This is a genomic window from Moorena sp., from assembly GCF_982860115.1.
In genome coordinates, this window is sequence record NZ_CEYLVT010000035.1 from 37,245 (window position 1) to 44,716 (window position 7,472).

General features: G+C 43.5%; 5 protein-coding genes and 2 pseudogenes. 5 read left to right on the forward strand and 2 right to left on the reverse strand.

The window, feature by feature from the left end:
• Positions 1 to 101: 101 nt before the first annotated feature.
• On the forward strand, positions 102 to 1,625 hold the full coding sequence (locus AC4II3_RS08785) for a carboxypeptidase M32 (RefSeq protein WP_488013321.1): 1,524 nt from the start codon (positions 102 to 104) through the stop codon (positions 1,623 to 1,625).
• Between the two features lie 161 nt (positions 1,626 to 1,786).
• The gene (locus tag AC4II3_RS08790; RefSeq protein WP_488013323.1) at positions 1,787 to 4,198 is read left to right on the forward strand and encodes a sucrose synthase; all 2,412 of its coding nucleotides are present in this window, start codon (positions 1,787 to 1,789) and stop codon (positions 4,196 to 4,198) included.
• A 570-nt stretch (positions 4,199 to 4,768) separates the two neighbouring features.
• Here the strand turns inward: AC4II3_RS08790 and AC4II3_RS08795 are convergent.
• Both AC4II3_RS08795 and AC4II3_RS08800 read right to left on the reverse strand, forming a co-directional pair.
• Positions 4,769 to 5,110 (reverse strand): hypothetical protein, encoded by a 342-nt coding sequence (locus AC4II3_RS08795; RefSeq protein ID WP_488013325.1) that lies wholly within the window; start codon positions 5,108 to 5,110, stop codon positions 4,769 to 4,771.
• A 293-nt stretch (positions 5,111 to 5,403) separates the two neighbouring features.
• The gene (locus AC4II3_RS08800) at positions 5,404 to 5,589 is read right to left on the reverse strand and encodes a hypothetical protein (protein WP_488013327.1); all 186 of its coding nucleotides are present in this window, start codon (positions 5,587 to 5,589) and stop codon (positions 5,404 to 5,406) included.
• Between the two features lie 763 nt (positions 5,590 to 6,352).
• Here AC4II3_RS08800 and AC4II3_RS08805 point away from each other — a divergent pair.
• From AC4II3_RS08805 to AC4II3_RS08815, 3 genes and pseudogenes are all read left to right on the forward strand, one after another.
• A pseudogene (locus tag AC4II3_RS08805) lies at positions 6,353 to 6,520 on the forward strand (IS4 family transposase); the annotation flags it as partial.
• A 102-nt stretch (positions 6,521 to 6,622) separates the two neighbouring features.
• Positions 6,623 to 6,835: pseudogene (locus AC4II3_RS08810) on the forward strand (IS4 family transposase); the annotation flags it as partial.
• Positions 6,836 to 7,247: 412 nt separating this feature from the next.
• The gene (locus tag AC4II3_RS08815; RefSeq protein ID WP_488013329.1) at positions 7,248 to 7,397 is read left to right on the forward strand and encodes a hypothetical protein; all 150 of its coding nucleotides are present in this window, start codon (positions 7,248 to 7,250) and stop codon (positions 7,395 to 7,397) included.
• Positions 7,398 to 7,472 lie beyond the last annotated feature (75 nt).

Sequence of the window (7,472 nt, forward strand, 5' to 3'; positions counted from 1 at the left end):
TTGTGGGTAAGATTTTTCTTTTCGGTCGTCAGGTGTACATTTACTATTCGGCAAAATACCGTAACCCTAAACTAATAGCCTGAATGTGTCAATCTAGCATCATGCAGACTACCGAAAAAACTCAACCGAAACTTCTCAATCTCAAAAAACGCCTTAGTGAAATTAACGACTTAGAAGCAGCCGCATCTTTGTTGTACTGGGATCAAGCAACCTATATGCCTCCCGGTGGTGCAGCTGCTAGGGGACGTCAGCTGGCTACTCTACAAAAAATTGCCCATAGTAAATTTACTGACCCAGCCATGGGCGAACTCCTGGAAGGCTTACGCCCCTATGAAGAAACTCTACCTTACTTTTCTGACGAAGCTAGCCTCATCCGCTGCACTAGAAAAAATTACCACAGAGCCGTGCAGGTGCCAGCGGAATTTATGGGAGAATTCTCTGAACATCGGACAGAAACGTACAGTGTTTGGGTAAAGGCAAGAGCCACCAACGACTTTGCAGCGGTGCGCCCTTACTTGGAAAAAACTCTTGACCTCAGCCGTGAAATGGCTTATTTTTTTCCAGGTTACGAACATATCGCTGACCCGTTAATTGACTTTGCTGACTATGGGATGAAAGTCTCTATTTTGCGGACGCTTTTTTCTCAGTTGCGAGAGGAATTAGTGCCAATTGTCGAAGCTATTACTGCCCAAAGTCCCACCGATGACAACTGTTTACACCAACGATATCCTGAAGAGCAACAGTTAGATTTGACTCTCAAGGTCATGAAGCAAATGGGGTATGACTTTGAGCGGGGACGGCAAGATCAAACCCATCACCCATTTATGATAAACTTCTCTACCGGTGATGTGCGGATTACGACCCGTGTTGATGAAGATGACCTGAGTCAGGCTCTATTTAGCAGCATCCACGAAATGGGTCATGGTCTTTATGAGCAAGGAATTAGGCGAGATTTGGAAGGCACTCCTCTTGCCTGTGGGACATCCTCGGGTGTCCACGAAAGCCAGTCCCGACTTTGGGAAAATATTGTTGGGCGTAGTCGGGGCTTCTGGAAATTTTTCTATCCCCAAGTACAATCCTACTTCCCCTCCCAACTGGGTAATGTTTCCCTCGATGCCTTTTATCAGGCAATCAACAAGGTGCAGCGGTCTGTAATTCGCATGGATGCTGATGAGGTGACTTACAATCTCCACGTCATGATCCGCTTTGACTTAGAACTGATGATGCTCGAGGGTAAGCTGCAGGTGAGGGATTTACCGGAAGCCTGGAATGAACGCTATTATCAAGATTTAGGGGTTGTTCCCCAGAATGACAGTGACGGGGTGTTGCAAGATGTTCACTGGTACACTGGTCAGATTGGGGGAATGTTCCAATGCTACACCTTGGGTAACTTGATGAGCGCCCAGTTTTTTGAAGCCGCAGTAACGGAACAATCTGATATCATACCAAAAATTGAGCAAGGAAACTTTAGTACGCTCCATAATTGGTTGAAGGACAACATTTACCAACATGGTTGCAAATACACAGCGGCTGAATTGATTAAGAGCGTCACTGGTACTGCTTTACGCATCGATCCATTCATCCGCTACATTCGGCAGAAGTATGGGCAGCTTTACATGCTTTAATCTTTGTGTGTGCCAAGATAGTTATTTTGCGAGAACCTTGTCCATATATCTAAAAGAATATTTATTCCTGATCTGTAGTGCGCGGGAATCACTATTCTTTAGAGTAATTTTTTATAGGGTTGTTGGTTTCAATATAGTTTACTTGTATTTGGGGAGTTTCAATGCTCAACCTAATTCAGGATGTTCTCGAAAGTGACGAAAAGAGCGATCTACGTCACTTTAGCAGCCAGTTAAAAACCGCAGAACCCAGGTATTTACTGCGGAACGAAATTCTGGCTGCTTTTAATGAATACTGCACTAATCACAAAAAATCCGAATACTTTTATCATTCTTCTCATTTAGGGAAGCTGATTTATTACACCCAGGAAATTATTCTGGAAGATGAAAGTCTGTGCCTGATTATCCGACCCAAAATTGCGGCTAAAAGAGCTTTCCGTCTGTTTGAAGACTTAAGAGCGCAAGAGGTTACACCAGAGGAACTGCTGGATATACGCGATCGCTTTGTCAATCGCTACAACCCCAAGGTCGGGGAGGTTCTCCAGCTGGATTTTAAGCCGTTTTATGACTACAGCCCAGTCATTCGCGATCCCAAGAATATTGGTAAGGGAGTCCGCTTCCTAAACCGCTATCTCTCCAGTAAACTGTTTCAAGACCCTCAGCAGTGGTTGGAGTCGTTGTACGGTTTCTTGAAAGTGCGTCATTTCCAAGGAAACCAGCTGCTGATTAACGAGCGCATTCAGAATCAGCAGCAACTGTCAGAGCAGGTGAAGTTGGCTTTGGAATTTGTAAGCGATCGCCCAGACAGCGAATCCTATGACAAATTCCGCTTTAAGCTGCAAGAGATGGGTTTTGAAGCAGGCTGGGGAAACACTGCTAGTCGAGTGCGGGAAACCTTGGCAATGCTGGATGAATTGATTGATGAACCGGATGATGGGGCATTGGAACAGTTCCTCTCCCGCATCCCAATGATTTTCCGGATTGTCCTGGTATCGCTTCACGGCTGGTTTGGACAAGAAGGGGTATTAGGACGTCCAGATACAGGGGGTCAAGTGGTATATGTCCTTGACCAAGCTAAGAGTTTAGAAAAGCAGTTGCAAGAAAACCTGACTCTGGCGGGATTAAACATTCAGCCTAAGGTGATCATTCTCACCCGCTTAATCCCCAACAATGATGGAACTCGGTGTAATGAACGGTTAGAGAAAGTTAACGGTACAGAAAATGCCTGGATTTTACGGGTACCGTTTCGAGAGTTCAATCCGAAAGTTACCCAGGATTGGATTTCTCGGTTTGAGATTTGGCCGTATATAGAAACCTACGCCATAGATGCCGAAAAGGAACTGCTAGGAGAATTCCAAGGTCGTCCCGACCTGATTGTAGGAAACTATTCCGATGGTAATCTAGTAGCGTTCCTGCTGGCGCGACGGTTGAAAGTTATCCAGTGTAATATTGCCCATGCCCTAGAAAAGTCCAAATACCTATTTAGTAACCTGTACTGGCAAGACTCAGAACAGCAATACCACTTCTCCCTGCAATTTACTGCTGATTTAATTGCCATGAATGCGGCTAATTTTATTATCAGCAGTACCTATCAGGAAATTGTGGGTACTGCTGATAGTGTGGGTCAGTATGAGTCTTACCAGAACTTCACCATGCCAGACCTGTATCATGTGATTAATGGCATTGAGTTATTCTCTCCGAAGTTTAATGTAGTGCCACCGGGAGTAAATGAAACCATCTTCTTCCCCTACACCCGCACTCAAGGGCGAGTAGCTAGTGATATTAAGCGGTTGGATGAATTTCTGTTTACCCTAGATGACGAGGCCCAGGTGTTTGGCAAACTGGATTATCCTAACAAGCGCCCGATTTTTTCCATGGCTCGTCTTGACCGCATTAAGAACCTGACTGGATTAGCGGAGTGCTTTGGTAAGAGTCGAAAGTTGCAGGAACGCTGTAACTTGATTTTAATTGCGGGTAACTTGCGCACTGAAGACTCCAGCGACAGCGAAGAAAAGGCAGAAATTGTCAAGCTTTACCAGATTATTGAGGAGTATAATCTCTACGGCAAGATCCGCTGGTTAGGGGTGCGCTTATCAAAGAGTGATTCTGGTGAAGTCTATCGGGTGATTGCTGACCGTCATGGTATTTTTGTTCAGCCAGCGCTGTTTGAAGCCTTTGGTCTAACAATTTTGGAATCCATGATTTCTGGTTTACCAACCTTTGGTACCCAATTTGGTGGACCGTTGGAGATTATTCAGGACAAGGTCAATGGTATCCTGATTAACCCGACTAACCAGGAGGAAATGGCTCAAAAAATCCTGGATTTTGTGACTAAGTGTGAGGAAAATCCCCAGTACTGGCAGGAAATTTCCAATCAGGGCATAGAACGAGTCTACAGCACCTATACTTGGAAAATCAACACTACACGGTTGCTATCCTTAGCACGGATTTACGGCTTCTGGAACTATACGTCTAAGGCCAACCAGGAGGATATGCTGCGTTATCTAGAGGCGCTGTTCCATCTGATTTATAAGCCTCGGGCTAAAAAGCTTTTGGAGGAGCATATGAGTCGATAATAGGATTAAGTGCCTCAGTGCTCAGTCCTCAGAGTAAAAACTTACAAAGAATCAACGATGCTGAAAGCCCCGTGTCTTTAGACCTATGCCTTATAAACATATTTCTTTACAAAAAAATTGACAAAAGTCACTTTATATGTAGCCAAAAAACTTCACGTTCCACCTTCTCGCTCAGTTTTTATTGGGAAAGCCTTCTGGCAAAAAGGAGCGAAAAATCGTGAGAGTTAGAGGGCATAAAGGGGGAATCATGTTACTAATGTTGAGATTAGACCTTTTGCAAAAGTTTTTCGTGGTATAATAAAAATTTTTGCAATTTTTTATTTAGCCTAGGCTTAAGACTAACAAACTTGCTTTGTAATCTCTTTGTGTATAAGCGTAGTATACAATTTAGCTAATTTTTACAAAAAATACCATCATAACTCAAAATATTTTTGCAAGAGGTCTATTGATCAGGAGATAATTTTGATCCTGAGGGTACCCTTCCGTCTTTTGATAGCGGTCTGACGGGGTGACAACCTGATTGACTGACAAAAGTTATTCCGGAGCATATTGGTACGTCAGTACTTTGAACTAATGCCTATAAGTTCGTTTTTCGTGTTGTTTGCGCGATGCCATAACTGGGTGAGGATCACGGTTGGAGGTGAAACTGACGTGACGAATCAGTCGCCATCCGTTTAACAGAGCAGTTTTGACCCAATCTATGCCGATGCGGAAGTAGCTGTTGCCACGTGCGCCAATGGGTGTCAACCCACCGTCGTTTTCCCGTTTGCACAACCAATGTGCCTTGCGCTGTGACATAAAGTGTGGCCAAGGCCAAGATGAACCACAGTCTTGAAAGGGCACATACACACCGAATCTCAGACTTCTGGATGTTCCAGCCGTTGGTAGGGTCGTCCAAAAAAGCCTCCTCAATATCGAATTTCAATCCGTATTCACAGCAATGAAAGTAAGGTGGTCGGTTCACATAGCGTTTGGGCCCAAAACTCACCATTGATATTTTTGCGCCCAAACGCTATGTGAACCGAGCCATACCATTGGTCTTTATGCAATCCCACGTTGTGAAAACACAGCGCTTCGCCCCGTAGAGCGTGAAACTGTTTAAGTTGACACCAACCAATACCCTAGGGCCAAAACAAGCGCACCTCTTTCAAACGGATACGATAATGCCTTAGCCAATTGCGCCACTCAGGGCTTTGATCAAATCCTTATGGACAAACCCGATTAGCAGCCAATAAGACAATTTTCACGTCTTTGGGTAGGCACCAAGCTGCCTGATTCAACACATCTCGGTAGTCGCGTGTGGGAAACCATAGCACTGCTGTGGTGAAGCATAGCCGACGCCACTGGCAGGCCACGACCCCGATAAACCACTGCCACAAGGGAGCTGGCAATATTCATCCGGTGAACAACGACGTATCCAAGCTCAAGTAAAGACACTCCTGTTGCCAGTGGACCAAGGCCGCTTGGATCTTGGGTTTATACAGTCGATGTACATTGATACGAGGGTTATTGAGCCATCGACGGACCCGTCTGTGCTTACTGTGAGCATACTGTCAAAGGCAGGGCAGATAGGATATCCAACGGGTCAGATTAACTTCACCACTATGGATCTTCGCTACCACCATCCATAGACAGACCGTTAGATGGGCTTTGTGTGCCCAGGGACTGGCAAGACCGCTGCCAGGTATTCAGGGCATTGTAGAGGCGGGAGTTTTTTTTCAAGTGCGTTCCTATGGTTTTGAGTGGCATCGCGCATCAAAGAACGCTGGCTCCCACTCAGTTTTTTTTAATCCCTCAAACATACATCTGACAAACAGTTTGACAAAACAGTGACCGCCTTTTGTCAGTCAGGGGTGACAACAAAGCGGTAGTGGTACACAAGTAGTGATGCAACATTCCATTGACCTTAAATAACGCATTTTTTTATGGAAAAATATAGGAATTTGACTATCAACAAATTAGGAATACTTATCTAAGCAATAATAAATACTGATTCAAAAATCCTTATAAAAGTGCTAAAATTTTATAAGTAAAAAAATATTATAAAGTGATAAATACCTGGGGGAGCGACAAGCGGTATGTAACCCTTGATATATATTAAATTGAGCAAATTATGGTAAAAAAATATAGGTCAGAAATTGTCAAGCTGCACCGCTACCTTTACCCATTCAATTTAGATCAAGACGTAAAAAGCTACAGAGATTTTTGTCCTTACCAGTATTTCAGATAGAATCCTTGTGGTTTCCAATTATTAAAGAATGGATATATCAAAGATTAAATAAAAAAGAAAAAATCTATTTAGCCCTAGATAGAACTATTTGGTTTGAAGTTACCGTAAGACAGTTGAGCCTTTAATGTCGGCAGACTATGAATAAAAGGGTTAAATCTTGTCAATAAGGCTCAACTGTCTAAGGTTTTGTCCGGAAAAACTACAACTTATTTATGATTAGTATAATTTATAAAAACCGAGCAATCCCTGTTTATTTTGAACTTCTATCAAAGTTAGTATCAAGCAATTTGTCAGAGCAAAAAAAACTAATTTCCAATATTATAGGGCTATTTGATAACTATCAAGTTGTGGTTTTGGGAGACCGAGAGTTTTGTTCGGTTAAATTGGATCAATGGCTAGATACACAGCGATGCAGCGCGGTCTTGGGGAGGCAGCGCGGTCTTGGGGGTTCCCACGGGGCTTACAAGGTGCGGACGCAGGTTCCGCACACAGACCCAAAACCATGAGCGACTGCCGTTGGTTTCCCCCATGAGCGACTGCATCAAGACAAGGTTTTCAATTTTGTTTAAGACTAAAAGAATCGTGATTGAACTAGCAAATACCGGATGAATTTCCTTAACAAATTGTGGAATAAAACCGAAAAAATTGTTATTTTTTTAAAAATTTAAAGTTACAAAAACTCAAAAAATAAAAGGATTTAGTGTAGCCTGTAAATGGAATAAAAGTTGCGATGCGACCCCGCGCTTTTTCAAAGCGCTAGGGAACGCGCACCGTTATCGAAAATCAGTAACTAAAGAAGGTTGGTTTATTTTAACAAATATGAGTAGTGTCTCTGAAGCAATCGCTGCCTATAAGAAACGTTTTGATATTGAAGAAGCGATGCAGCGCGGTCTTGGGGAGGCAGTGCCTTCATGCGGGGGTTACCCCCATGAGCAACTGCCGTGGTTTCCCCCGGAGACAAAACCTTAGATAGTGGAGCCTTTATAGTGAGCAGGTTATGCAGAAAAGGGTTAAATATTTTTTAATAAGGCTCCACTATCTTAC

Bases quoted from the DNA above. Each gene is read 5' to 3' on its own strand.
- AC4II3_RS08785 (WP_488013321.1), top strand. From the start codon at position 102: ATGCAGACTACCGAAAAAACTCAACCGAAACTTCTCAATCTCAAAAAA.
- AC4II3_RS08790 (WP_488013323.1), top strand. From the start codon at position 1,787: ATGCTCAACCTAATTCAGGATGTTCTCGAAAGTGACGAAAAGAGCGAT.
- AC4II3_RS08815 (WP_488013329.1), top strand. From the start codon at position 7,248: ATGAGTAGTGTCTCTGAAGCAATCGCTGCCTATAAGAAACGTTTTGAT.